Genomic DNA, 23409 nt, shown 5'->3' on the forward strand with positions numbered 1-23409 from the left:
CCATTCTGTCTGTTTTCGGGAAGAGGGCGAGGCCGCCACCACAGGTTTGTGGAGAACGTTCACCTAGCGCGAAAGGCGCACGACCTCGTCGCGCGACCCGGACGGGTCCGGCGCGCCCGAACGGAACCAGGCCAGGAACTCGCGGTTGCCGTGTCCTCCGGCGATCGGCGAGGCGATCAGCCCCGCCGTTCCGAGGCCGGCATCGTGGGCGGCCCAGAGGACGTCGGAGACGGCATCCGCGCGCAGTCCCGCGTCGCGCACGACGCCCTCGCGGATGCCCTGCCGACCCACCTCGAACTGCGGCTTGATCAGCAGAACGAAGTCGGCCCCGCGCGCGGCGGTCGCCACCAGCGCGGGGATCACCTGGGTGAGCGAGATGAACGACAGATCGGCGACCACCAGGTCGGGGCGTGCGTCGTCGCCGGTGAGCGACGCCAGCGCCTCCGCGGTGAGCGAGCGGACATTCACGCCCTCGTAGGACTCCAGCCGCTCCTCCGCCGCGAGCGCCGACGAGAGCTGCCCGTGGCCGACGTCCACCGCGATGACCCGCGACGCGCCGCGCTCCAGCAGCACCTGGCTGAAGCCGCCCGTGGATGCGCCCGCGTCGAGCGCGAGCCGGCCGGCGGGGTCGACGCCGAATGCGTCGAGCGCCGCGATCAGTTTGTGGGCGCCCCTGCTGACGTAGTGGTCGGCGCCCGCGACGCGGACCTCCTGCCCGTCGCGCACCTTGGCTGACGCGCGCACCACCGGGCTGCCGTCGACGGTCACGAGGCCCTCCGCGATCAGCGTCGCCGCGTGCGACCGCGACCGGGCGAGTCCGAGTTCCGCCAGCGCGACGTCGAGGCGGCGGTCACCCGCGGCCATGGTCGTCGTCGCCCTCCAGCGTCCGTCGCAGCTGCTCGTGCAGGTGCGCGTACGCGTCGGCGCGCGCGGCGAGCGGCTGCTCCTCGATCACATCCAGCCGGTCGACGAGGCCGTCGCTCACGCCGTCGTCCTGACCGGCATCCTGTGGTTCATCCGACATGCGTCAACCGTAGGTCACGACCGCCGCCGGCGCGTGGATCACGCGACGAAGACACCGGCGAGCGTCTTCTTCCCGCGGCGCAGCACCACCATGTCGCCGGGCAGCACGGAGGCTCCGATCAACTGCTCCGGATCCTCCACCTTGGCGTTGTTGACGTAGATGCCGCCCTGGGCGACCGCGCGGCGGGACTCGCCGAGGCTCGCGGTGAGCCCCGTGTCGTTCAGCACCTGCGCGACCGTCGCAGATGGCTCCGTCGTGGTCGTGTTGGGGAGCTCGCGCAGAGCGGCCTCCAGCGTGGCCGGGTCGAGCTCGGCGAGCTCGCCCTGACCGAACAGGGCCTGGGACGCTGCGATCACCGCCTGCGTTGCGGACTCGCCGTGCACCAGAGCGGTGACGTCGTATGCCAGCCGGCGCTGCGCCTCGCGCCGGAACGGCTCGTCGGCGACCTTCTGCGCCAGCTCCTCGATCTCGGCACGCGTGAGGAACGTGAAGACCTTCAGCCGGTCGATCACGTCCGCGTCGTCGGTGTTGAGCCAGAACTGGTACATGGCGTAGGGCGACGTGAGCGCGGGGTTGAGCCAGATGGCGTTGCCCTCGCTCTTGCCGAACTTCGTGCCGTCGCTGTTGGTGATCAGCGGCGTGCCGATGGCGTGCACGTGCGCGCCCTCGACCTTGCGGATGAGCTCCGTGCCGCTGGTGAGGTTGCCCCACTGATCGCTGCCGCCGGTCTGCAGCACGCAGCCGTACTGCCGGAACAGCTCGAGGAAGTCCATCCCCTGCAGGATCTGGTAGCTGAACTCGGTGTACGAGATGCCCTCGTCGGAGTTCAGGCGCGCGGCCACCGCATCCTTCTTGAGCATGGTGCCGACCCGGAAGTGCTTGCCGATCTCGCGGAGGAAGTCGATCGCCGACATCGGCGCCGTCCAGTCGAGGTTGTTCACGAGCCGCACGGCGTTCTCGCCCTCGTCGGACAGGAATCGGGTGACCTGGGCCTGCAGGTAGCCGACCCATTCGGCGACGGTCTCCTTGGTGTTGAGAGTGCGCTCGGCGGTCGGGCGCGGGTCCCCGATCAGGCCGGTGGAGCCGCCGACCAGCCCGAGCGGGCGGTGTCCGGCCAGCTGAAGGCGGCGCATCGTCAGCAGCTGGACGAGGTTGCCGAGGTGGAGGCTCGCCGCCGTCGGGTCGAATCCGCAGTAGTACGTGACCGGATCGCCGGAGAGGAGCTCTTTGAGGGCGGTCTCATCGGTGGACACGTGGATGAGACCGCGCCACTTCAGCTCGTCCCAGACGTCGTCGAAGGACGCATCATTGGCCTGCGCGGCGAGGACAGGCGCGCGCGTCGCGCTCTGGTCGCGGGAGATGGCGGTTTCGGACACGCGTTCAGGGTATCAGCGGGGCGGCGCGCCGACCTGCCCGATATCAGGACACCAGACCTGATGAGGTGGTAATCAGGCGTACAGGCCTGATACCATCTCCATCAGGTCCTACACCCTGATGGGAGCCACATCATGTTCGTCGTCACCGCCGACCAGGTGGACAGCAGGCGCCGCCCCGACATCGTCGCCCCGGCGCTCGAAGAGATCGCAGACCGGTTCGCAGCGCACCTCGCCCTGCCACCGGATCGCAACGCCGGAGACGAACTCCAGGTGCTGACGGCGGATGCGGCCACGGCGCTCGACCTGATCCTCACCCTCACCCGCGAGGGCGCGTGGAGCGTCGGCCTGGGCCTCGGCGACGTGCGCCTCCCGCTCCCCGAGAACACCCGCGAAGCCACCGGTGACGCGTTCGTGGCCGCCCGGACGGCGGTCGCCCGTGCCAAGCGCGCTCCGGCGCGGCTGGCCGTCGAGGCGCTCGCCGCTCCGGAACCCGCCGCCGATGCGGAAGCGCTCGTCACCCTCCTCCTGACCCTGCGCGACGGACGCACCGCGGCCGGCTGGGAGCTCTACGACCTGGTCTCCGCGGGCCTCACGCAGGCGGAGGCCGGGGCGCGGCTCGGCATCACGCCGCAGTCCGCCAGCGACCGCGCACGGGCAGCAGGTGCCCGTGTCGAGCTCGCGGCCATCCCGGCCCTGACTAGGCTTCTGGCACGCGCCGATGCCGCTCAGAGCGAGGGACCGGACGCGCACGATCCCGAGGAGGACGCATGACGACGACGTGGCCGCCGATCCTGGTGCTGCTCACCCGGATCGCACCGCACGCCTTGTGGGCGCTCGCCCTGCTCCTGCTGATCGCCGCCCTCGGCTGCATCGTCGCCACGATCCGCAGCCCGCGGCGGCCGCTGGTCTACACGGCCGCCGGGCTGCTGGCCGGTGCGCTGATCGTCGTGCTCATCCCGACCGAGCACGCCCCCGTCCCCTTCCGTCTCCTGTTCGGCGTCACCGCCCTGGCTCTCGCGGTGCTGGGCGGCTGGCCGGTGTCCCAGCTCGTGCTGACCCTCGCCACGCGCAGCTCGATCGAACCCAGTGCCCACGGCGGCATCCTGGTCCGTGCGATGACCCCGGAGGGCGAGACGACCCGCGAGGTGCTGCGCGGCGGGACGACCATCGGCCTGCTGGAGCGGCTCGCCGCCGCGGGCACGATCATGGCCGGATTCCCCGAGGGCCTCGCCGTGCTGATCGCGATCAAGGGCGTCGGCCGCTTCACCGAACTGGAGGAGGCGGAGGCCCGCGAGCGCTTCATCATCGGCACGCTCACCAGCATCATCTGGGCGTGCGTCTGCGCCGGTGTGTTCCGGATCGTCTCCGGCTGAGGACGCTCGGGCCGGCCAGGACGGCCGGCTCCTCCGTTGCGGCAGCGGCGACGCGTAGCTGAGCGCTCCCGACCTCCGACGCCACGGTCGTCAGTCGTGCGATTTGGGATGCCGCTTGTACGGCGACACCGTCGGGTCCCCCGGCAGCCAGTAGCGCCACGGGAACGCCTCACCGCCGCCGGGCCCGGACACCCCGGTCCGCGGTCCGGTGACGTACTCCGCCTGCTCGCGCGGCAGCAGGAGCTCGAACGGCGGGCTGAACAGGTCGGCGCCGTCGTCGGCCAGGCTCATCCCGGCCGCGACGACGAGCCGGGCAGGGCCGCGGGCCAGGTCGCGATGCGGGATGCGGCGGCCGCTCCCGCCGACGCGGCGCGCCTCGGCGAGGTCCTCCCCCTCGACGACCTCGGCCCCGCGCAGGAGCACCGCAGTCGCTTCGCCCTCCGGCGAGCAGACCACGTTGGCGCACACGTGCATCCCGTACGTGAAGTAGGCGTACAGATGCCCGGGCGGTCCGTACATGACGCCGTTGCGCTTCGTGCGCCCGCGGAACGCGTGCGAGCCCGGGTCGAGGCCGTCGCCGATGTACGCCTCCACCTCGGTGATGCGCAGCGCGACGGCGCCCTCCGGCGAGTCGTGGCGCAGCACAGCGCCGAGGAGACGCGGCGCGACCTCGAGCGACGACGCCAGGAATACGTCGCGCTCGGGCCGGTACAGGGTCACGTCAGAAGATCCGGCCGCCCGCGGCGACGGCGACGATCAGTCCGACCACGACGACCGCCACGGCCACCACGACGATGACCGTGATGATCCACGGGTGCTTCCGCTCCGGCTCGAACCGCGCCATCAGACGAGGTCCCGCCGGGATGCGCGCAGCGCGAGCGCGGCCTTGCGAACGTGGTCCGTGAGGGCCGCGAGCTGCTCGGAGACGCGGTCGGGGGCGGTCCCGCCGACGCCGTCCCGGCTCGCCACCGATCCCTCCACCGAGAGGACTGAGCGCACCTCGGGCGTGAGCAGCACCGAGATGGCGGCCAGCTGCTCGTCGTCCACCTCGTGGAGTTCGAGGTCGTTCTCCTCGGCGAAGCGCACGAGACTCCCGCTCAGCTCGTGGGCGATGCGGAAGGGGACGTGCTGCTTGACAAGCCACTCGGCGACGTCGGTCGCCAGCGAGAAGCCCTGCGGCGCGAGCTCCGCCATCCGGTCGGTGTGGAACCGCAGCGTCGCCACCATGCCGGTGAAGGCCGGCAGCACCGTCTCGAGGGTGCGCACCGAGTCGAACACCGGCTCCTTGTCCTCCTGCAAATCGCGGTTGTACGCGAGCGGCAGGCCCTTCAGGGTGGTGAGCAGCCCGGTCGCATTGCCGATCAGCCGGCCCGCCTTGCCGCGCGCCAGCTCGGCGATGTCCGGGTTCTTCTTCTGCGGCATGATCGACGACCCGGTGGAGTAGCCGTCGTCGAGCGTGACGAAGCCGAACTCCCGGGTGTTCCAGATGATGATCTCCTCCGCGAACCGCGACAGGTCGACCCCGATCTGTGCGGCCACGAACGCGAACTCGGCCACGACATCCCGGGCCGCCGTGCCGTCGATCGAGTTCTCGGAGCTGCGGGCGAAGCCCAGCTCCCGCGCCACGAGCAGCGGGTCGAGGCCGAGCGTGGAGCCGGCGAGCGCGCCGGAGCCGTACGGCGACACGTCCGCGCGCTTGTCCCAGTCGGCGATCCGCTCGAGGTCGCGCACCAGCGGCCAGCAGTGGGCCAGCAGGTGGTGGGCCAGCAGCACGGGCTGTGCGTGCTGCAGATGCGTGCGCCCGGGCATGACGGCGGTGGGATGCGCGTCCGCCTGGGAGGCGATGGCATCGACGAGTGCGATCAGCTGCTCGGCGATGACCCCGGCGTGATCGCGGAGGTAGAGCCGGATGAGCGTGGCGATCTGGTCGTTGCGGCTGCGGCCCGCGCGCAGCTTGCCGCCGAGGTCCGCTCCCGCCCGCTCGATGAGTCCGCGCTCCAACGCGCCGTGCACGTCCTCGTCGGTCCCCGCAGCGGCGAAGGCGCCGGAGAGGACGTCGCGGTCCAGCTTGTCGAGCGCGGCGAGCATCCCGTCCAGTTCCTCCGGCGTGAGGTAGCCGGCCGCGGCGAGGGCTCGCGCATGCGCGCGTGACCCGGCGATGTCGTAGGCGGCGAGCTCCCAGTCGAAGTGGGTCGACTTGCTGAGCGCCGCGAGCTCGGGCGAAGGGCCGCCCGCGAAGCGCCCGCCCCAGAGCGAGCCCTCACCGGTCCGCCCGACGCCGTCGGTGCCGTTCTGGTCGCTCATGCTGCGGACTCCTCGTTCTTCTGCAGGAGCCACGCGAGGAGCGCCTTCTGCGCGTGCAGGCGGTTCTCCGCCTCGTCCCAGATGACGGACTGCGGGCCGTCGAGCACGTCCTCGCTGACCTCGTATCCCCGGTACGCGGGCAGACAGTGCAGGAAGATCGCGTCGGGGGCGGCGAGCCCCATCAGCCGGGAGTCGACCGTGTAGTCCCCGAAGACGGAGACCCGCTCGGCCTTCTCATCCTCTTTGCCCATCGAGACCCACGTGTCGGTGACCATCACGTCCGCCCCCGCCGCGGCCTCGGCCGGGTCGGTGACCACCGAGACCGAGCCTCCGGTGCGCTCCGCGATGGCGCGCGCGTCGGCCACGATCGCCTCGGCCGGCGTGTAGCCGGCGGGAGCGGCGATGCGGACGTGCATCCCCGCCGTCACTCCGCCGAGCAGGTACGAGTGCGCCATGTTGTTGGCGCCGTCGCCGAAGTAGCTCATGGTGAGGCCCTCGGTGCGGCCCTTGTGCTCGCGCACAGTGAGCAGGTCGGCGAGGATCTGACACGGGTGGAAGTCGTCCGACAGCGCGTTCACGACCGGCACCCGCGTCCCGGCCGCCATCTCGTCCAGCCCCGACTGCGCATACGTCCGCCACACGATCGCGGCGACCATCCGCTCCAGTACGCGGGCGGTGTCGGCGAGCGACTCCTTGCCGCCCAGCTGGCTCTCACCGCTCTGGATGATCAGCGGGCTGCCGCCGAGGTCGGCGATGCCGACGGCGAAGGAGACCCGGGTGCGCGTGGAGGTCTTGTCGAAGATCACGGCGACGGTCTGCGGACCGGCCAGGGGCTTCGCCGAGAACCGGTCGCGCTTGAGCTCGGCGGCGAGGGTCAGGACCTCGGCCTGCTCGGCCGGCGAGAGGTCGTCGTCGCGGAGGAAGTGCCGGGTCATGCTGCCCGCCCTTTCATGGTTCGGAGTGGGGATGGGGATGGTCGCCGTGCGGCGGTCACAGCGCCGCGGTCACAGCGCCGCGAGGGCGCGGCCGAAGCGCTCGCGGAACTCCGCGAGCTCCGCATCCCCCACGATCAGCGGGGGCGCCAGCCGGATGCTCGACTCGTTGGGCGCGTTGATGATGAGCCCCTGCGCCAGGGCCGCGTCGGACAGACGGTGCGCCTCTCCGTCGGTCAGGCCGATGCCGATGAGCAGGCCGTGGCCGCGCACCTCCCCGATCAGCGGGGAGTCGTACGCGCGGATGATCGCCTTCAGCTCCTCGCCGCGGCGCGCGGCGTTGCCGACCAGGTCGGAACGCTCGATCTCCGCGAGCACCGCGTTGCCGGCCGCGGTCGACAGCGGGTTGCCGCCGAACGTCGAGCCGTGCTGCCCCTGCGTGAACAGGTCGGAGGCCCAGCCGAAGGTGACCAGTGCTCCGATCGGGATGCCGCCGGCGATGCCCTTCGCGACGGTGACCGCGTCGGGAAGGATGCCGTCGTGCTGGTAGGCGAACCACTCGCCGGTGCGCCCGACGCCGGTCTGGATCTCGTCGACGATCAGCAGCACGCCATGCTGTTCGGTGAGCTCTCGCGCGCGCTTCAGGAAGCCGGCAGGCAGGTCGAGCACGCCGGCCTCTCCCTTGATCGGCTCGACGAAGAGCGCGGCGACGCGGTCGTCGATGGCCGCTTCGAGAGCGGCGACGGTGGAGTCGATGTGCTCGACCCCTCCGGGGAGCGGCTCGAACGCCTCGCGCATCGGGGGCTTCCCGGTGAGGGCGAGCGAGCCCATCGTGCGTCCGTGGAAGGCGTTGTGCAGGGCCAGCACGCGTGTCCGGCGGCCGTGCGGTCCCTTGCTGTTGAGCCGGGCGAGCTTGAACGCCGCCTCATTGGCCTCCGCGCCCGAGTTGCCGAACAGGACGCGGCCACGGTCGCCGGCGCCCGTGATGGTGCGCAGGCGTGCGGCGAGCTCCAGCTGCGGGGCCGTCGAGAAGTAGTTGGAGACATGGGCGAGCGTCGCAACCTGGCTGCTCACGGCATCCACCAGGGCCGGATGCGCGTGCCCCAGCGAATTGACCGCGATGCCAGCGAGGAAGTCGAGGTACTCGTTGCCGTCCACATCCCACACTCGGCAGCCCTCGCCGCGCGCCAGCATGATCTTGGGCGTGGCGAGCGTGCGCATCAGCGCATCCCCGAACGGCGCCTTCCATGCGCCGTCGCGCCACCGCGCCCCGGCCGTCTCCGCCTCGGTGATCATTGCGCTCCGATCCTGATCCTCGCTCACGCGGGCACCACCTCCGTACCGATCCCGGACTGCGTGAACACTTCGAGCAGGATGGAGTGCGGCACGCGTCCGTCGATGATCGCCGCCTTCTCCACTCCCCCGTCGACCGCGTCCAAGCAGGCGGCCATCTTGGGGATCATGCCCGACTCCAGTGCGGGCAGGAGCTCGCGCAGCTCGTCCGCGCCGATCTTCGACAGCAGCGAGTCGCGGTTCGGCCAGTCGCTGTAGAGGCCGGCCACGTCCGTGAGGATCACGAGCTTGGCCGCGCCGAGCGCCACGGCGAGCGCCGCCGCCGCGGCGTCCGCGTTCACGTTGAGCGCCTGGCCGGCGTCATCGATGTCGGGCGCGATGGACGAGACGACCGGGATGCGGCCTGCCGCGAGTTGCGCGTGCACGGCCTCCGGGTCGACGGCGACCACGTCGCCGACGAGCCCGAGGTCGACCTCTTCGCCGTCGATCACTGCAGCACGGCGACGACCCTGGAAGAGTCCCGCGTCCTCGCCGGAGAGGCCGGCCGCGAGCGGACCGTGCTTGTTGATGTTGCCGACGATGTCGCGGTTGATCTGCCCGGTGAGCACCATGCGGACCACCTCCATCGCCTCCGGTGTCGTGACACGGTAGCCGCCCCGGAACTCGGATGCGATGCCGAGCCGGTCGAGCATCGCCGAGATCTGTGGGCCGCCACCGTGCACCACCACCGGGCGGATGCCGGCATAGCGCAGGTAGACCATGTCCTCGGCGAAGGTGCGCTGGAGCTCAGCGCTGACCATCGCGTTCCCCCCGAACTTCACCACGATGATCCGGTCGTGGAACGTCTGCAGCCACGGCAGCGACTCGATGAGGGTCGCCGCCTTCTCCGCGGCGGTGTCGTGGTCGTTGAGGGCGTCGTCGTCCGTCGCGTCGTCGATCGTCTGGTCCGTCATCGTCATCAGCTCGCGTAGGCGCTGTTCTCGTGCACGTAGTCGTGCGTGAGGTCGTTGGTCAGAATGGTCGCCGTCTCCTCGCCCGCGTGCAGGTCGATCAGGATGTGCACCGCGCGCGGCGTCAGGTCGACGAGGTCGCGCGGCTGGTCGGGTTCACCCGCCGTACACACCTGTACACCGTTGATGGCGACGTCGATGCCGTACGGATCGAAAGCGGCGTCCGTGGTGCCGACCGCCGCGAGCACCCGGCCCCAGTTGGGGTCGTTGCCGAAGATGGCGGCCTTGAGCAGGTTGCTCCGAGAGACGGCGCGGCCGACGACGACCGCGTCGTCCTCGCTGGCCGCGTTGACGACCTCGATCGCGACGTCGTGCGACGCCCCCTCGGCGTCGGCCTGCAACTGCTCGGCCAGGTCGCGGCAGACGCCGGTGAGGGCCTGCGCGAAAGCGGCCTCGTCGGGCTGCTCTCCGCTGGCGCCCGAGCCGAGCAGGGCGACGGTGTCGTTGGTGGACATGCAGCCGTCGGAGTCGAGCCGGTCGAAGGTGACCCGCGTCGCCGAGCGCAGAGCCGCATCCAGCTGTTCGGAGGTGAGGACGGCGTCGGTCGTGAGGACGACCAGCATGGTGGCGAGGCCCGGTGCGAGCATCCCGGCGCCCTTCGCCATCCCGCCGACGGTCCAGCCGTCCGGCGACCGGAACTCGGCCTGCTTCGGACGCGTGTCGGTGGTCATGATGGCCTGCGCGGCGCCCAGCCCGGCATCCGTCGCGAGAGCCCGCGCGGCGCGGGACACCCCCTCGACGAGCTTGTCGAGCGGGAGCTGCTCGCCGATCAGGCCCGTGGAGCAGACCAGCACGTCCCCGGCCGACACCTCCAGCTGCTCAGCGACGGCCTCGGCCGTCGCATGCGTCGTCTGGAACCCCTGGGCGCCGGTGTAGCAGTTGGCGCCTCCCGAGTTCAGCACGATGGCGGAGACGACGCCGTCCTGGATGACCTGCTCGCTCCACAGCACCGGGTTCGCCTTGCAGCGGTTGGTGGTGAACACGGCGGCCGCGGCGTTCAGCGGGCCGAGGTTGCGCACGAGCGCGAGGTCGCGGTTGCCGCTCGCCTTGAGGCCGGCGACCACGCCCGCGGCGGCGAATCCGGAGGCGGCGGTGACGCTCACGAACGGGCTCCCGTCGGGGTGGATGCGGTGCTGCTCGTCACGGTGCGACTCCGTTCACGGTGAGGCCCGCGGTCTCGTCGAGTCCGAGGGCGAGGTTGACGGACTGGACGGCGGCTCCGGCCGTCCCTTTGTACAGGTTGTCGATCGCCAGCACGGTGACGACCCGGCCGGCCGCCTGGTCGAGGGCGACGCCGATCAGCACCGTGTTCGAGCCCAGCACGTCGGCCGTGCGCGGCACGGAGCCCGCCGGGAGGACCTGCACGAACGGTTCCCCCGCGTACGCCTCCTCCCAGGCAGCCTGCACCTGCTCGGCGGTGACACCGGGCTTCACGCGCGCGGTCGACGTGGCGAGGATCCCGCGCGACATGGGCACGAGCACCGGAGTGAACGACAGGGTCGGGGATGCGGCGCCCGCTGCGCGGAGGTTCTGCTGGATCTCGGGGATGTGCCGGTGCGTCCCGCCGACCGCGTACGGGTTGGCGGACCCCAGGATCTCACTGGCCAGGTACATCGTCTTGAGCGACTTGCCCGCCCCGGACGGGCCGACGGCGAGCACGGAGACGATGTCCTCGTCCTCGACGATGCCGGCCAGGATGCCGGGGGCGAGCGCGAGCGAGACCGCGCTCGCGTTGCAGCCGGGAGCGGCGATCCGCCGGGCGCCGACGAGCCGGTCGCGCTGCTTGGCGGCGCGGTGCGCAGCTGCGCCTGCGCCTGCCTCTGTGCCTGCGCCAGCGCCAGCGCCTGCGATCGGCAGCTCCGGCACTCCATACGCCCAGGCGCCGAAGTACTCGCCGCCGTAGAACGCGGCCCAGTCGGCCGCATCCTCGAGCCGGTGGTCGGCGCCGCAGTCGACGACGACCGTGTCCTCGGGCAGTTGCGCCGCGATCTCGCCCGAGGTGCCGTGCGGCAACGCGAGGAACACGACGTCGTGCCCGGCGAGCGTCTCCGCGGTGGTGTCCTGCAGGGTCAGGTGCGCGAGCGAGCGCAGGTGCGGCTGGTGGGCGATCAGCGGGTGACCGGCGTTCTGGTGCGCGGTGACGGTGCGGATCTCGAAGTCGGGGTGCCCGGCGAGGATGCGCAGCAGCTCACCGCCCGCGTATCCGGATGCGCCTGCGACGGCGACCGAGAAAGTCATGCTTCTTCCTTTTCGAGTGGACGACGGTTGTCTCGGCGACGGCGACGCCCACGTCGATCCACAGCACGAGGACCGCCCTGAACGCCGCCTAGCTTCGGCGGTCGCGCAGGCGTCGGCGCAGGGGACGGGCGGCGAGAGCCGCACGCGTCGAAGCGGTGCACCGGACGGAAAGCATGGGACAACCCTAGCGCTCCCGCCCCGCCCGCCGCCAAATCCGGCCGCGGCCCCAACGAGGTGACGCGACACGCCGTCGCACCGGCGGTGCGGACGGCGTGTCGCGTCAACTGGATGAGGTACTCGCGCGCTACTCGCGGATGGTCGCGCCGAACAGGTCGCCGGCGCGAGCGGAGCCCGCCAGCTTCGCCTCGCTCGCCTCGGCGGCGGTGAGGGTGCGGTCGGCGGCTCGGAAGCGCAGTGCGAAGGTCAGGCTCTTGTGGCCGTCCGGCAGCCCGGTGCCGCGGTAGTCGTCGACCAGCCGGATGTCTTCGAGCAGGCTGCCCGCCCCCTCGCGCACCGCGCGGAGGACGTCACCGGCGGGCACGTCCTGGCCGACGACCAGCGACAGGTCCTGCGTCGCCGCCGGGAAGCCGGCGATGACGCCCGCGATGATGTCCGCGGGCGCTACAGCGATGAGCGCGTCGAGGTCGAGCTCGAACACGGCGACGACGCGGGGCAGGTCGAGCTCGTGGGCGAGCGCGGGCAGCAGCTCACCCGCGTAGCCGACCGGCGTCTCCGAGCCGTCGGCCGCGCGCGCGACCAGCCGGGCCGTTCGTCCCGGGTGCAGCGCCTGGTGCGACGACTGGACCGGGTCGACCGTGACGCCGACCGCTGCGGCGGTCTGCCGCACCATGTCCAGCGCGTCGACAAGGCCGGCTGGAGCGGCGGTCATCCCGGGCTGCTTGTCGACGACGTTGCCCACGACGAGGCCCGCGAGGTGGCGCGGCTGCGCCGGGATGCCCGCATTCAGCCCGGCGAGGATGTCGGAGCTCGGCAGAGCGGCGCCCGGCGGCAGCGACTCGCTGCCGATGGAGCCCTCGGACGGACGGAAGACCGTGCCGAGCTCGTACACGCGGAGGTCGACGAGTCCGCGCGCGAGGTTGCGCTTGGCGGCGTCCAGCAGGCCGGGCAGCAGGGACGTGCGCAGGTACGGCGCCGTCGCATCCAGGGCGTTCGCCAGGCGGACGGCCGGCACGGGGCCTGCCTCGGCCGAGCCGAAGAGGTCGTTCTGCGCCTCGCTGGTGAACGGGAAGGACAGCACCTCGGTGCTTCCGTTGTCCGCGAGCGTCTGCGCCACCGCGCGCCGCAGCCGCTGCTCGCGGGTCAGGCCGCGGCCGGGAGGGGCGACCGGAAGGATGGACGGGATGCGGTCGTAGCCGACGATCCGGGCGACCTCCTCCGCCAGGTCGGCCTTGTCGCGCAGGTCGGGGCGCCAGGTCGGCGGGACGACGAGCAGACCGTCGGCCGTCTCGGTGACGGTGCCGCCGATCTCGGCGAGGGCCGCGCGCACTTCGTCGTCGGTGTAGTCGACGCCGATCAGCGACGAGATGTAGCCCTCGGGAAGGTGGATGGCGTCCGCCGCCTGCGACGCGTCGAGCAGCGAACCGAGCTCGTCGGCGTGTCCGCCCGCGAGCTGTTCGAGCAGCTGCACCACGCGCGCAGCCGCCGCGACGGCGACCTGCGGGTCGACGCCGCGCTCGAAGCGCTTCGACGCCTCGCTCGGCAGCTTGTGCCGGCGAGCGGTGCGGGCGATGGAGACGGGGTCGAAGTTCGCCGCCTCGATGAGCACGTTGCGCGTGTCCGCACCGATCTCGGTGGCAGCGCCGCCCATGACGCCGGCCAGGCCGATCGCGCCCGAATCGTCGGTGATCAGGAGGTCTTCCGGATCGAGCTTCCGAGTCTGGTCGTCCAGCGTGACAAGGGTCTCCCCCGGCTTCGCCCGGCGGACGACGATCCCTCCGGAGACCTTGTCGAGGTCGTAGCCGTGGATGGGCTGACCGAGTTCGAGCATCACGTAGTTCGTGATGTCGACGATCAGCGAGATCGAGCGCATGCCTGCGAGCTTGAGCCGCGCGATCATCCACGCGGGGGTCGGACGGGTGGCGTCCACATCGCGCACCACGCGGGTGACGAAGACGCTCGCGCCGACGTTGCCGCGGATCGGGGCCGTATCGTCGATGGTCACGCTGAAGCCGCTGGGGTGGTCGGCCACAGCACTGACCGGCACCGCGTCCGCCGGGTCGCGGAAGGCCGCGCCCGTTGCGTGGGAGTACTCGCGGGCGACGCCGCGGATCGAGAACGCGTACCCGCGGTCGGGAGTGACGTTCACCTCCACTGCGGCGTCGTCGAGGCCCAGCAGGCTCACCGCATCGGTGCCCACCTCCGGGTCGAGGCCCAGGGTGGTCAAGCGCAGGATGCCGTCGTGGTCCTCTCCGAGGCCCAGCTCTCGCGCCGACGCGATCATGCCGTCGGAGACGTGACCGTAGGTCTTGCGCGCTGCGATCGGGAACGGGCCGGGCAGCACGGCGCCCGGCAGGGTCACTACGACCTTGTCGCCGGGGAAGAAGTTGCGGGCACCGCACACGATCCCGCGCACGTCGCCACCGCCGTCCGCCGCGCTCTGACCCTCAGGCGCAACGCGCACCTCGCACCAGCGGATGGTCTTGCCGTTGGTCTGCGGCTCCTCCTCGAACGCCAGCACCTCGCCGACGACCACCGGGCCGGAGATCTCGAACGTGTGGACGTCCTCCTCCTCCAGACCGACGGACACGAGGGCGGCGTGAACCTCCTCCGGCGTCGTGCCGGGCTCGAGGTCGACGAACTCGCCGAGCCAACTCAGGGGGACGCGCATCAGACCACCATTCCGAACTGCTGGGAGAACCGGACATCGCCTTCGGCCATGTCGCGCATGTCTTTCACGTCGTTGCGGAACATCAGGGCCCGCTCGACGCCGACACCGAACGCGAAGCCCGAGTAGACGTCGGGATCGATGCCCGCCGACCGGAGGACGTTCGGGTTGACCATGCCGCAGCCGCCCCACTCGATCCAGCGGGCACCGCCCTTGAAGGTGGGATGCCACAGGTCGAGCTCGGCGCTCGGCTCGGTGAAGGGGAAGTAGTTGGGGCGCAGGCGGACGCGCGCTTCCTCGCCGAAGAGCGTCTTCACGAAGTGGTCGAGCGTGCCGCGCAGGTGTGCCATCGTCAGTCCCTTGTCGACCGCGATGCCCTCCGTCTGGTGGAAGACCGGGAGGTGCGTCGCGTCGAACTCGTCCGTGCGGAACACGCGGCCCGGCGCGATGCGGTAGACCGGCAGCTCGTCGCCGAGCAGAGCGCGCAGCTGCACCGGGGAGGTGTGGGTGCGCAGCACGAGGTGCGCGTCGGTGGGCTCGACGAAGAACGTGTCCTGCATGGCGCGCGCCGGGTGATCCGCGTCGAAGTTGAGGGCGTCGAAGTTGTACCACTCGCTCTCGAGCTCGGGACCTTCCGCGATCTCCCAGCCCATCCCGACGAAGACGTCGCCGACACGCTCCTGGAGGAGGCTCAGCGGGTGGCGGGCGCCGGGGGTCCAGCGTGACGGCAGGGCGGTCACGTCGACGGCCTCCGCCGCGAGCTGCGCCGCCTCCTCCGCCGCCGCGATCTCGGCCTCCTTCGCCGCGAATGCCTGGGTGACCCGGGCACGCGCACCGCCGACGAGCTTGCCGGCCGCGGCCTTCTGGTCGCCCGGCAGCGAGCGGATGCCGGCGTTCAGCCGCGCGAGCGGCGAACCCTCGGCGGTGTGGTCGTGGCGCACCGCCTTCAGCGCCGCCGAGTCGTGGGCGGCATCGATCGCGGCGAGGGCCGCTGAGACGGCCGACTCGACCGCGGATTCGGTGATCTCCGTGGAATCTGACACGGTCACTCAGTCTAGTCGGCGTGCACCCCGTGTCCCCGTCCGCGCGGGACCTGTGGAGAGACGGTCGGCTGGGGACAGCGCGTCAGGCGCGCTGGGCGAACGCCGACTCGTAGAGGCAGACGGATGCGGCCGTCGCCAGGTTCATCGACTCGGCCTTGCCGTAGATCGGGACGGTGACGACCCGGTCCACGAGCCCGAGCAGCTCGTCGGCCAGTCCGTGCGCCTCGTTGCCGAACACCCAGGCGGTCGGACGCCCGAGTTCGCCGTCGCGGCGGGCGGAGAGGAGGTCCTCGCCCTTGACGTCCGCGGCGAGCACCTGCATCCCGGCGGTGTGGGCGCGTCCGACGACGTCGGCGACGTCCGCTCCGACGGCGACCGGCAGGTGGAAGAGGGAGCCCGTCGTCGAACGCACGACCTTCGGGTTGTACAGGTCGACGGTGCGGCCGCTCAGCACGACGGCGTCGGCACCGGCGGAGTCGGCGGCGCGGATGATCGTTCCGGCATTGCCCGGATCGCGCACCTCCTCGAGGACGGCGACGAGACGCGGCGAGCCGGCGAAGATGTCGCGCACCGAGGTGGGGAACTGCCGGGCGACGGCGACGAACCCCTGGGGGGTGACGGTGTCGGCCATCGCATCCAGCACGTGCTCGCTGACGAACTCCAGCTCGACATCGACGTCGGCGGCCGCGCGAGCGATCTCGGGATAGCGCTCCAGCGCGGTCGGCGTGGCGAACAGGTCGACCAGGAGTTCCGGACGGAAGGCGAGGGCCTCCTCGACGGCCTGCGGTCCTTCGAGGAGGAACAGCCCGGTCTCGGCACGGGCGGGGCGCTTGGCGAGCTTGGCGACGGCCCTGACGCGCGGTGAGCGCGGGTTGTCCAGCATGGCACCAGCTTAGGGTGCCGTTGATCCGAACGGCCTCGCGTCTCGTGTTAAGGAAAAGCGGATGGAGGCTTAACGATGAGGTCGAGCATCAGATTGACGCTGATCGCCGGCGGAGCGGCCCTGGCCCTCGGGCTCGGGACGGCTGCGGCGGTGGCCGCGACGGGCGGTGGAGGCGACGACGCGCCGGGGGTGGTGGAGCACAGCGGGACACCCGCCCCGGTGCTCGAGGACCGTCTCGATCGCCCGACACCGAGCGACCTTCCGGCGCCCGTGCCCACCGCAGTCGACGACCACGGCTCCGACGACCCGGCCACGCACGACATCGGAGACGACCACGGCTCCGGCGGCCACGGCGCCGACGACTGATCCCCCGCGGGACGCAGAACGGCCCGGCCGACGTGAGTCGACCGGGCCGTTCGTGACGTGACGCGGGTTACGCGGCGGCGTCCGCCTTGGGGGCGGAGGTGTCGGCCGGGAGCGCCTTCTTGGCGGTCTCGACGAGCGCTGCGAAGGTCGCGGGCTCGGTGATGGCCAGGTCGGCGAGGATGCGACGGTCCACCTCGACGCCCGCCAGGCCCAGGCCCTGGATGAAGCGGTTGTAGGTGAGGCCGTTGGCACGGCTCGCGGCGTTGATCCGCTGGATCCAGAGGCGACGGAAGTCGCCCTTCTTCTGGCGGCGGTCACGGTATGCGTAGACGAGGGAGTGGGTGACCTGCTCCTTGGCCTTGCGGTAGAGGCGCGACCGCTGTCCGCGGTAGCCCTCGGCGCGCTCGAGGATGACCCGACGCTTCTTGTGGGCGTTGACCGCCCTCTTCACTCTTGCCATTAGTCGATTTCCTTAGTGTGTGAAAGTCTGCGTGCGAGTCGTTACTTGCCGAGCATCCGGCGGATGACCTTGGCGTCCACCTCGGGGACGACCTGCTCGGCGTTCAGGCGGCGCTTGCGGCTGCTCGACTTCACCTCGAGGTTGTGGCGCATCCCGGACTGCTGCTTCATGACCTTGCCGCTGCCGGTGATCTTGAAGCGCTTCTTGGCGCCGGAGTGGGTCTTCTGCTTGGGCATTACTTCTCCTCGTTCGTCGCCTGGGCGGGCGAACTCTCATCGGACTGAGCAGCGTCGGCTGACTCAGCAACCTCATCCTGCTCGCGCCCCTGGGCGCGCGCCTTGGATGCGGCACGTACTGCATTGGCCTCGGCCTTGGCCTCGGACTTGTTCTTGAGCGGGCTGATGATCATCACCATGTTGCGGCCGTCGATCGTGGGGTTGGACTCCACGGTGCCGAGCTCGGCGACGTCTTCCGCGAAGCGCTGCAGGAGGCGGACACCCTGATCCGGACGCGACTGCTCGCGGCCGCGGAAGAGGATCATCGCCTTCACCTTGTCGCCGGACTTCAGGAAGCCTTCGGCGCGCTTGCGCTTGGTCTCGTAGTCGTGCTTGTCGATCTTGAGGCGGAACCGGACCTCTTTGAGGATCGTGTTCGCCTGGTTGCGCCGGGCCTCCTTGGCCTTCTGCGCAGCCTCGTACTTGAACTTGCCGTAGTCCATGATCTTGGCGACCGGCGGCTTGGAGTTGGGCGCGACTTCGACCAGGTCGAGGTCGGCCTCCTGCGCCAGTCGCAGTGCGACCTCGATCTTGACCACGCCGACCTGCTCTCCGCTGGGGCCGACGAGTCGAACTTCGGGGACGCGGATACGGTCATTCGTACGGGGATCGCTGATGTTTTTCTCCTCTGATCGAGCGATTCTTCAAGCCTCGGATCGTCTGGCGACGATTCGGCGAAAGAGGAGGTTCCACGCACCAGCACGGCCTGCGAATCGTTCTTCGCAAGCCTGGTACAGCACCCTGACTACCACCGCGTTCACACGCAGTGGCGGAGTGCAACGACCCGGTAACCTGTAAAACGGTCAAGCGCGGGTGGGAGGAATCTCCACTTTCGTACCGGGACAGAAGTCCCGGAGCCCGAACGATTCTAACAGAGGAATGCAGTGAGCGACACATCCTTCGCCTTCTCCGACGCGGAGCACCATGACGACGACGTTGCCGAGGCGACGCGCGACATCGCGGAGGTGCCCGCCGTCGAGGTGATCACCACCACGGCCGTGCACCTGATGAGCGCGGCCGCCGTCAAGTGCGGGCTGGCCGACGACCCGGAGCACCAGACGGACCTGGATGAGGCGCGCAAGCTCATCGACGCCCTCGCGGGCCTGGTCACGGCCAGCGCGCAGCACATCGGCGACCAGCACGCTCGCAGCCTGCGCGACGGCCTGCGCTCCCTGCAGCTGGCGTTCCGCGAGGCGTCCGCCATCCCGGACGAGATCGGCAAGGGCCCCGGCGAGAAGTACACCGGCCCCGTCAGCTGACATGGCCTTCACGCCGCCTCCCGCGTTCACGACGCGCCCCACCCTGCAGGGCACGTTCGGGATGTCCGCATCCACCCACTGGCTGGCGACGGCGGCGGCCCAGGCCGTGCTGGAGCGCGGCGGCAACGCGTTCGACGCGGCAGCCGCCGGTGCGTTCGTGCTGCACGTCGTCGAACCGCACCTCAACGGTCCGGGCGGCGACCTCGTGGCGCTCTTCGCCACGGCCGATGACCCGACGCCGGTGGTGCTCTCGGGCCAGGGACCGGCCCCGGCCGGCGCGACGCGCGAGCACTATCTGGCCGAGGGACTGGAGCTGGTGCCCGGCTCGGGCGCTCTGGCCGCGGCCGTCCCGGGCGCCGTCGATGCGTGGCTGCTGCTCCTGAAGGACCACGGCACGTGGGAACTGGCGGACGTGCTCGCGTTCGCCATCGGCTACGCCGAGGGCGGGCATCCCGTGCTGGAGCGGGTGTGTGCGACGATCCGGCGCGTGGCGCCGCTCTTCGCCGAGCACTGGCCGACGTCGGCGGAGCGCTGGATGCCCGGCGGTCGCATCCCGGAGCCGGGCGACCTCGTCGTCGACCCCGCCTACGCACGGGTGCTCCGCGGCCTGATCGCGGCAGGCGACGGCGCGGCGACGCGGGAGGAGCGCATCGAAGCGGCCCGCACCGAGTGGGCCACGGGGACGGTCGCCCAGGCGATCGCCGCCTTCGTCCGCACTCCGCACCGCCACTCGGACGGCGCCGACCATGCCGGCGTGATCGCCGAGTCCGACTTCGCCGGCTACCGGGCCGGCTACGAGGATGCGGTGACCCTGGAGTTCCGCGGTCACACCATCGCGAAAACGGGCGCCTGGGGCCAGGGCCCGGCGCTGCTGGAGACCCTCGCCATCCTGGACGGCTTCCCGGACGAGCGGCTCGACCCCTCGACCGAGCTCGGCGCGCACACGGTGCTGGAGGCCCAGAAGCTCGCGTACGCCGACCGGGACGCCTACTTCGGCGACACGGAGGTGCCGCTCGACACCCTGCTCTCCCCCGCGTACGCCGCCGAGCGCCGCGCGCTGATCGGCGAGCGGGCGTCGGCGGAGTTCCGGCCCGGCGCGGTCCCCGGCGTCGAGCCGTTCGCGCTCCCGCTCCGGACGGAGTACACGCCGCCGTCGGGCGTCGCGAGTGAAGGCGTCGGCGAGCCGACGGTCTCCCGCAGCGGCGAGACGCGCGGCGACACCTGCCACATCGACGTCGTCGACCGCTGGGGCAACATCGTGTCGGCGACGCCGTCCGGCGGCTGGCTGCAGTCGTCGCCGACCATCCCGGAGCTCGGATTCTGCCTCGGCACGCGCCTGCAGATGACCTGGCTGGAAGAGGGCGGCGCCTCCACCCTCGTCCCGGGCCGCCGTCCGCGCACGACGCTCACCCCCACGATCGTGCTGCGCGACGGGGTGCCGGTGACCGCGCTGGGGTCCCCGGGCGGCGACCAGCAGGACCAGTGGCAGCTGCTCTACCTGCTGCGCACGATCGTCGGCGGCTACACCCCGCAGCAGGCGATCGACGCTCCCGCCCTGCACACCACGTCGATCGCGGAGTCGTTCTGGCCGCGGACGTGGGAGCCCGCCGGTGCCGTGGTCGAGGACCGGCTGGGTGACGCGGTCATCGCGGCGCTCGAAGCGCGCGGCCACCGGGTGACGCGCGCCGGCGACTGGACGCTGGGACGGCTGAGCTCGGTGAGCCGCGAACCGGCGACCGGACTGCTCTCGGCGGCGGCCAATCCACGCGGGATGCAGGGGTACGCGGCAGGGCGCTGAATGCCGCCGGCCGCACTCGACCGGAGAAGGTCAGCCCGCCGCCTCCACCGCGCGACGCACCGCCGCCACCGTTCGCCCGGCCTCCGCGGCATCCGTCAGCCAGTTGCTCACCGAGAACCGCAGGACGGCCCGTCCGTGCCACACCGACGGCGAGGCGAGGGCGTCGCCTCCGGCCAGCAACGCCGCGCCGACCGCGCGGGTTCGCTCGTCGGTCCCGAACGCCGCGCACACCTGCGTGTAGACCACGTCGTTGAGCACCTCGGCCCCGGGGATCGCGCGGATGCCGTCCGCGATCACCTGCGCGGAGTCGGCGAGCTGCTGCACCAGCTCGGCCACGCCGTCCCGTCCGAGCTGGGCGAGCGTCGCGTAGACGGGCAGCCCGCGCGCACGGCGCGACAGCTCCAGCACGCGGTCCGCCGGGTCGGCGACGTCGGCCGACGACGCCAGGTACGCTGCGTGCTGCGCGACCGCCCGGTGCAGCGCCTCCGCGTCGGCCACGGCCGCGATCCCGCAGTCATAGGGCACGTTGAGCGTCTTGTGCGCATCCGTCGCCCAGGAGTCGGCGCGTTCGAGACCCGAGGTCAGGTGCCGCAGGCCCGGCGCGGCAGCGGCCCACAGCCCGAACGCGCCGTCGACGTGCACCCACGCCCCCGCCTCGTGCGCGATATCGGTGAGCTCCCCCAGCGGATCGAATGCGCCCGAGTGGATGTTCCCCGCCTGCAGGCACACGATCGCCGGGCCACTGCCCTCGGCGAGCGCCGCCCGCAGCGCGTCCGCGCGCATCCTGCCCTGGTCGTCCGCCTCGACCACCCGGCCGCGTCCGAGGCCCGCGACGAGGCCCGAGCTGTCCACCGATCCATGCCGCTCCGCCCCGACGAGGAATCGGATGCGCGGCCCCCCGGCGAGCCCCTGCGCGGCGGCATCCCAGCCCGCGCGCCGGAGCACCTCATCCCTCGCGGCGACCAGGCCGACCAGGCTGGCGACCGTCGCACCCGTCACGAAACCGACCTCCGCGGTCGTCGGCAGGCCGAGCACGTCGTTCAGCCAGGCGGCCGCCAGCTCCTCCGCCGCGACGACACCCGGGGTCACCGTCCGCAGTCCGGTGTTCTGGTCCCATGCGGAGACGAGCCAGTCGGCCCCGAGCGACACGGGCTGGACACCGCCCATGACCCAGCCGTGGAAGCGCGGCGACCCGATCCGCATCAGTCCCGGCTCGATCGCCTCGGCCATGCGCCGCAGCACCTCCGGCGCCCCCGGACCCCGGTCCGGCAGCTCGCGCCCCAGCCCATCCTTCACCTGATCCACATCGGCCGTCGGCGGGATGCTCTCCTCGCGCACACCGCCGAGCCAGCGCCCGGCGAGCGAGACAGCATCGTCGAGGGCCGGGCCGTACGCTTCCCGATCGCTCACACGCGCATGCTAGCGGCGGCCGATGCCGCGAGGCCAGGGAGTGCCGGACGCGAAACAGGACGCCGTCGGACCTACCAGACCGGCGGACGGCGGTCCGCCCAGCGGATGCGGCGCTCCAGCTGGGTGGCGAGCGACAGCAGGGTCCGCTCCCCGCCCGGCCGGCCGATCAGCTGAACGCCCATCGGAAGGCCGTCGTCCGTCTGCGACACGGGCAGCACGATCGCCGGGAGGCCGGTCACGTTGAGCATCGACGTGAAGGGGGTGTACTGGACCTGCTGCTCGAAGTTGCGCTCCCCGTCCTGCTGGTCGTACCAGCCGATCGGACGCGGGGTCATCGCCATCGCGGGCGTCAGCACGGCGTCGAAGGACGACAGCTGCCTGATGAACGAACGCTCGTACGCGGTGAGCGTCGACAGGGCCTCGCTGAGCTCGCGCGCGCTGAGGGCGCGCCCCCGCTCGACCAGCCACGCGGTCAGCGGTTCGAGCAGGTCGAGCACTTCTCCCTCGGCCGGGATGCGCGCCGCGCCCGCCTGCCAGATCGTCCGGAAGGCCGGTGCGTAGGTGTCGTCCGGTTCGAGCGCCGTCTCCTCGACCCCATGACCGAGCGACGCGAACGCGTCGACCGCCGCGGCGAGCGCGTCGGTCGCTTCCGGCGCGATCGCGATGTCGTAGGCGCCGTCCCAGGCGGAGGTCGTCATGACGCCCAGCTGGTACCGACCCTCGCCGCGCACGGCCGTGCCGAGGAACGGACCGTCGTCGTCGTACGGCGCGCGCAGCGTGTAGTGGTGGTCGATCCGCCCGTTGCGCTTCGCGATCATCCCGTCGAGCAGGAGGGCGGCATCCGTCGTCGTGCGGGCGATCGGGCCGTCGACGACGAGCCCAGCGAGGGAGGCGATACCGCTGCCCGCCGGGACGAGACCGCGCGACGGCTTCAAACCGACCAGCCCGCAGGCCGCGGCCGGGATGCGGATGGATCCGCCGCCGTCAGAGCCCGGGGCGAACGGGAGCATCCCCGCCGCCACCGCGGCCGCGGCTCCCCCGCTCGACCCTCCTGCGCCGCGCTCCGGGTTCCACGGGTTGCGGGCGGGCGGAGCCGCCAGCGACTCGGTGTAGGCGGGAAGCCCGAACTCCGGCGCGTTCGTCTTGCCCAGGCTGACGGCGCCGGCCTCGTCCAGAGTCTCGACGATCTCGTCGCTGGTCTCCGGCACGAAGTCGGCCATGGCGCGCGACCCGAAGCCCGTCGGCACGCCGGCGCGCATCCACAGGTCTTTGTCGCCGGAGGGGAGCCCCCACAGCGGTGCGGTCTTCGGGACGCGTTCGGCGACTTCGTCGGCGCGCTGGAGGGCGCGTTCCCGCGTGACTGTGACGAAGGCGCCCAACTCCGGGTTGAGACGCTCGATGCGGTCGAGGTAGTGCGAGGCGAGCTCTCGGGGCGAGACGCGCCCCGTCTGGAGCTCCTGCCAGAGCGCGAGTGCAGTCAGCTCGTGGAGGTCGGCCATGGGCTCAGGCTATCCGAGCCG

24 protein-coding genes are annotated in these 23409 nt (G+C 71.6%); 5 read left to right on the top strand and 19 right to left on the bottom strand.

Annotation, left to right across the window (positions count from 1 at the left end; translation table 11 throughout):
• Positions 1 to 63 precede the first annotated feature (63 nt).
• Genes QRN40_RS01855 through tyrS form a run of 3 tightly spaced genes read right to left on the bottom strand, consistent with a single transcriptional unit; the run spans position 64 to position 2400 of the window.
• On the bottom strand, positions 64 to 864 hold the full coding sequence (locus QRN40_RS01855; protein WP_285113782.1) for a TlyA family RNA methyltransferase: 801 nt from the start codon (positions 862 to 864) through the stop codon (positions 64 to 66).
• Complete coding sequence (locus tag QRN40_RS01860; protein WP_285113783.1) at positions 851 to 1024, bottom strand: hypothetical protein; 174 nt, start codon at positions 1022 to 1024, stop codon at positions 851 to 853. Before QRN40_RS01860 ends, QRN40_RS01855 begins: the two co-directional genes overlap by 14 nt.
• 38 nt (positions 1025 to 1062) lie before the next feature.
• The gene (tyrS, locus tag QRN40_RS01865; protein WP_285113784.1) at positions 1063 to 2400 is read right to left on the bottom strand and encodes a tyrosine--tRNA ligase; all 1338 of its coding nucleotides are present in this window, start codon (positions 2398 to 2400) and stop codon (positions 1063 to 1065) included.
• Between the two features lie 132 nt (positions 2401 to 2532).
• Here tyrS and QRN40_RS01870 point away from each other — a divergent pair, with 132 nt between their 5' ends.
• Both QRN40_RS01870 and QRN40_RS01875 read left to right on the top strand, forming a co-directional pair.
• Complete coding sequence (locus tag QRN40_RS01870; RefSeq protein ID WP_285113785.1) at positions 2533 to 3171, top strand: DNA-binding protein; 639 nt, start codon at positions 2533 to 2535, stop codon at positions 3169 to 3171.
• Positions 3168 to 3773 (top strand): hypothetical protein, encoded by a 606-nt coding sequence (locus tag QRN40_RS01875; RefSeq protein ID WP_285113786.1) that lies wholly within the window; start codon positions 3168 to 3170, stop codon positions 3771 to 3773. The genes QRN40_RS01870 and QRN40_RS01875 overlap by 4 nt, the downstream gene beginning before the upstream one ends.
• A gap of 90 nt (positions 3774 to 3863) precedes the next feature.
• On the opposite strand, the gene QRN40_RS01880 is transcribed toward QRN40_RS01875, so the two are convergent.
• From QRN40_RS01880 to QRN40_RS01930, 11 genes are all read right to left on the bottom strand, one after another.
• Positions 3864 to 4493, bottom strand: a complete 630-nt coding sequence (locus QRN40_RS01880) for a DNA-3-methyladenine glycosylase (protein ID WP_285113787.1) — start codon at positions 4491 to 4493, stop codon at positions 3864 to 3866.
• 1 nt (position 4494) lies between these two features.
• Complete coding sequence (locus tag QRN40_RS01885) at positions 4495 to 4617, bottom strand: hypothetical protein (RefSeq protein WP_285113788.1); 123 nt, start codon at positions 4615 to 4617, stop codon at positions 4495 to 4497.
• A complete protein-coding gene (gene argH, locus QRN40_RS01890; protein WP_285113789.1) occupies positions 4617 to 6077 on the bottom strand; it encodes an argininosuccinate lyase in 1461 nt (486 codons plus the stop codon). The genes QRN40_RS01885 and argH overlap by 1 nt, the downstream gene beginning before the upstream one ends.
• The gene (gene argF, locus QRN40_RS01895; RefSeq protein WP_285113790.1) at positions 6074 to 7012 is read right to left on the bottom strand and encodes an ornithine carbamoyltransferase; all 939 of its coding nucleotides are present in this window, start codon (positions 7010 to 7012) and stop codon (positions 6074 to 6076) included. The genes argH and argF overlap by 4 nt, the downstream gene beginning before the upstream one ends.
• Positions 7013 to 7081: 69 nt before the next feature.
• Positions 7082 to 8305, bottom strand: coding sequence for an acetylornithine transaminase (locus tag QRN40_RS01900; protein ID WP_502878931.1), 1224 nt, complete (start codon positions 8303 to 8305; stop codon positions 7082 to 7084).
• 23 nt (positions 8306 to 8328) lie between these two features.
• Positions 8329 to 9255, bottom strand: a complete 927-nt coding sequence (gene argB, locus QRN40_RS01905; RefSeq protein ID WP_285117423.1) for an acetylglutamate kinase — start codon at positions 9253 to 9255, stop codon at positions 8329 to 8331.
• Between the two features lie 5 nt (positions 9256 to 9260).
• Entirely contained in the window at positions 9261 to 10415 is a 1155-nt protein-coding gene (argJ, locus tag QRN40_RS01910) for a bifunctional glutamate N-acetyltransferase/amino-acid acetyltransferase ArgJ (protein WP_285113792.1), read from the bottom strand.
• Between the two features lie 37 nt (positions 10416 to 10452).
• Positions 10453 to 11550 carry an N-acetyl-gamma-glutamyl-phosphate reductase gene (locus QRN40_RS01915; RefSeq protein WP_285113793.1) on the bottom strand — a complete coding sequence of 366 codons (1098 nt, stop codon included), beginning with the start codon at positions 11548 to 11550 and terminating at the stop codon, positions 10453 to 10455.
• Positions 11551 to 11854: 304 nt separating this feature from the next.
• On the bottom strand, positions 11855 to 14398 hold the full coding sequence (gene pheT / locus QRN40_RS01920) for a phenylalanine--tRNA ligase subunit beta (RefSeq protein ID WP_285113794.1): 2544 nt from the start codon (positions 14396 to 14398) through the stop codon (positions 11855 to 11857).
• Entirely contained in the window at positions 14398 to 15438 is a 1041-nt protein-coding gene (gene pheS, locus QRN40_RS01925) for a phenylalanine--tRNA ligase subunit alpha (protein ID WP_285113795.1), read from the bottom strand. Before pheS ends, pheT begins: the two co-directional genes overlap by 1 nt.
• Positions 15439 to 15520: 82 nt before the next feature.
• Entirely contained in the window at positions 15521 to 16321 is an 801-nt protein-coding gene (locus tag QRN40_RS01930) for a TrmH family RNA methyltransferase (protein ID WP_285113796.1), read from the bottom strand.
• Positions 16322 to 16396: 75 nt separating this feature from the next.
• On the opposite strand from QRN40_RS01930, the gene QRN40_RS01935 reads away from it, so the two are divergent.
• Positions 16397 to 16687 carry a hypothetical protein gene (locus QRN40_RS01935; RefSeq protein WP_285113797.1) on the top strand — a complete coding sequence of 97 codons (291 nt, stop codon included), beginning with the start codon at positions 16397 to 16399 and terminating at the stop codon, positions 16685 to 16687.
• Positions 16688 to 16754: 67 nt separating this feature from the next.
• Here the strand turns inward: QRN40_RS01935 and rplT are convergent, their stop codons facing one another.
• Genes rplT through infC form a run of 3 tightly spaced genes read right to left on the bottom strand, consistent with a single transcriptional unit; the run spans position 16755 to position 18039 of the window.
• The gene (gene rplT / locus QRN40_RS01940) at positions 16755 to 17147 is read right to left on the bottom strand and encodes a 50S ribosomal protein L20 (protein ID WP_285113798.1); all 393 of its coding nucleotides are present in this window, start codon (positions 17145 to 17147) and stop codon (positions 16755 to 16757) included.
• Positions 17148 to 17188: 41 nt separating this feature from the next.
• On the bottom strand, positions 17189 to 17383 hold the full coding sequence (rpmI, locus tag QRN40_RS01945) for a 50S ribosomal protein L35 (RefSeq protein WP_064111236.1): 195 nt from the start codon (positions 17381 to 17383) through the stop codon (positions 17189 to 17191).
• Positions 17383 to 18039: a translation initiation factor IF-3 gene (gene infC / locus QRN40_RS01950; protein WP_285117424.1), complete on the bottom strand. Its 657-nt coding sequence runs from the start codon at positions 18037 to 18039 to the stop codon at positions 17383 to 17385. The genes rpmI and infC overlap by 1 nt, the downstream gene beginning before the upstream one ends.
• Before the next feature lie 267 nt (positions 18040 to 18306).
• On the opposite strand from infC, the gene QRN40_RS01955 reads away from it, so the two are divergent.
• Positions 18307 to 18681 carry a DUF1844 domain-containing protein gene (locus tag QRN40_RS01955; protein ID WP_285113799.1) on the top strand — a complete coding sequence of 125 codons (375 nt, stop codon included), beginning with the start codon at positions 18307 to 18309 and terminating at the stop codon, positions 18679 to 18681.
• Between the two features lies 1 nt (position 18682).
• Positions 18683 to 20479, top strand: coding sequence for a gamma-glutamyltransferase family protein (locus QRN40_RS01960; protein WP_285113800.1), 1797 nt, complete (start codon positions 18683 to 18685; stop codon positions 20477 to 20479).
• A gap of 30 nt (positions 20480 to 20509) precedes the next feature.
• On the opposite strand, the gene QRN40_RS01965 is transcribed toward QRN40_RS01960, so the two are convergent.
• Both QRN40_RS01965 and QRN40_RS01970 read right to left on the bottom strand, forming a co-directional pair.
• A complete protein-coding gene (locus tag QRN40_RS01965) occupies positions 20510 to 21889 on the bottom strand; it encodes a pyridoxal phosphate-dependent decarboxylase family protein (RefSeq protein WP_285113801.1) in 1380 nt (459 codons plus the stop codon).
• 71 nt (positions 21890 to 21960) lie between these two features.
• Entirely contained in the window at positions 21961 to 23388 is a 1428-nt protein-coding gene (locus tag QRN40_RS01970) for an amidase (RefSeq protein ID WP_285113802.1), read from the bottom strand.
• Between the last annotated feature and the right edge of the window lie 21 nt (positions 23389 to 23409).

The sequence above is a fragment of the Leifsonia sp. fls2-241-R2A-40a genome, assembly GCF_030209575.1.
Taxonomy (GTDB): domain Bacteria; phylum Actinomycetota; class Actinomycetes; order Actinomycetales; family Microbacteriaceae; genus Leifsonia.

What these genes read in the sequence shown, in the direction of transcription:
- rplT (WP_285113798.1), bottom strand. Translation starts at nt 17,147, where the DNA reads ATGGCAAGAGTGAAGAGGGCGGTCAACGCCCACAAGAAGCGTCGGGTC.
- QRN40_RS01915 (WP_285113793.1), bottom strand. Translation starts at nt 11,550, where the DNA reads ATGACTTTCTCGGTCGCCGTCGCAGGCGCATCCGGATACGCGGGCGGT.
- argF (WP_285113790.1), bottom strand. Translation starts at nt 7,012, where the DNA reads ATGACCCGGCACTTCCTCCGCGACGACGACCTCTCGCCGGCCGAGCAG.
- QRN40_RS01855 (WP_285113782.1), bottom strand. Translation starts at nt 864, where the DNA reads ATGGCCGCGGGTGACCGCCGCCTCGACGTCGCGCTGGCGGAACTCGGA.
- QRN40_RS01970 (WP_285113802.1), bottom strand. Translation starts at nt 23,388, where the DNA reads ATGGCCGACCTCCACGAGCTGACTGCACTCGCGCTCTGGCAGGAGCTC.
- QRN40_RS01885 (WP_285113788.1), bottom strand. Translation starts at nt 4,617, where the DNA reads ATGGCGCGGTTCGAGCCGGAGCGGAAGCACCCGTGGATCATCACGGTC.
- QRN40_RS01960 (WP_285113800.1), top strand. Translation starts at nt 18,683, where the DNA reads ATGGCCTTCACGCCGCCTCCCGCGTTCACGACGCGCCCCACCCTGCAG.
- QRN40_RS01870 (WP_285113785.1), top strand. Translation starts at nt 2,533, where the DNA reads ATGTTCGTCGTCACCGCCGACCAGGTGGACAGCAGGCGCCGCCCCGAC.
- QRN40_RS01875 (WP_285113786.1), top strand. Translation starts at nt 3,168, where the DNA reads ATGACGACGACGTGGCCGCCGATCCTGGTGCTGCTCACCCGGATCGCA.
- QRN40_RS01935 (WP_285113797.1), top strand. Translation starts at nt 16,397, where the DNA reads ATGAGGTCGAGCATCAGATTGACGCTGATCGCCGGCGGAGCGGCCCTG.
- argH (WP_285113789.1), bottom strand. Translation starts at nt 6,077, where the DNA reads ATGAGCGACCAGAACGGCACCGACGGCGTCGGGCGGACCGGTGAGGGC.
- pheT (WP_285113794.1), bottom strand. Translation starts at nt 14,398, where the DNA reads ATGCGCGTCCCCCTGAGTTGGCTCGGCGAGTTCGTCGACCTCGAGCCC.
- QRN40_RS01900 (WP_502878931.1), bottom strand. Translation starts at nt 8,305, where the DNA reads ATGATCACCGAGGCGGAGACGGCCGGGGCGCGGTGGCGCGACGGCGCA.
- rpmI (WP_064111236.1), bottom strand. Translation starts at nt 17,383, where the DNA reads ATGCCCAAGCAGAAGACCCACTCCGGCGCCAAGAAGCGCTTCAAGATC.
- QRN40_RS01930 (WP_285113796.1), bottom strand. Translation starts at nt 16,321, where the DNA reads ATGCTGGACAACCCGCGCTCACCGCGCGTCAGGGCCGTCGCCAAGCTC.
- argB (WP_285117423.1), bottom strand. Translation starts at nt 9,255, where the DNA reads ATGACGGACCAGACGATCGACGACGCGACGGACGACGACGCCCTCAAC.
- QRN40_RS01860 (WP_285113783.1), bottom strand. Translation starts at nt 1,024, where the DNA reads ATGTCGGATGAACCACAGGATGCCGGTCAGGACGACGGCGTGAGCGAC.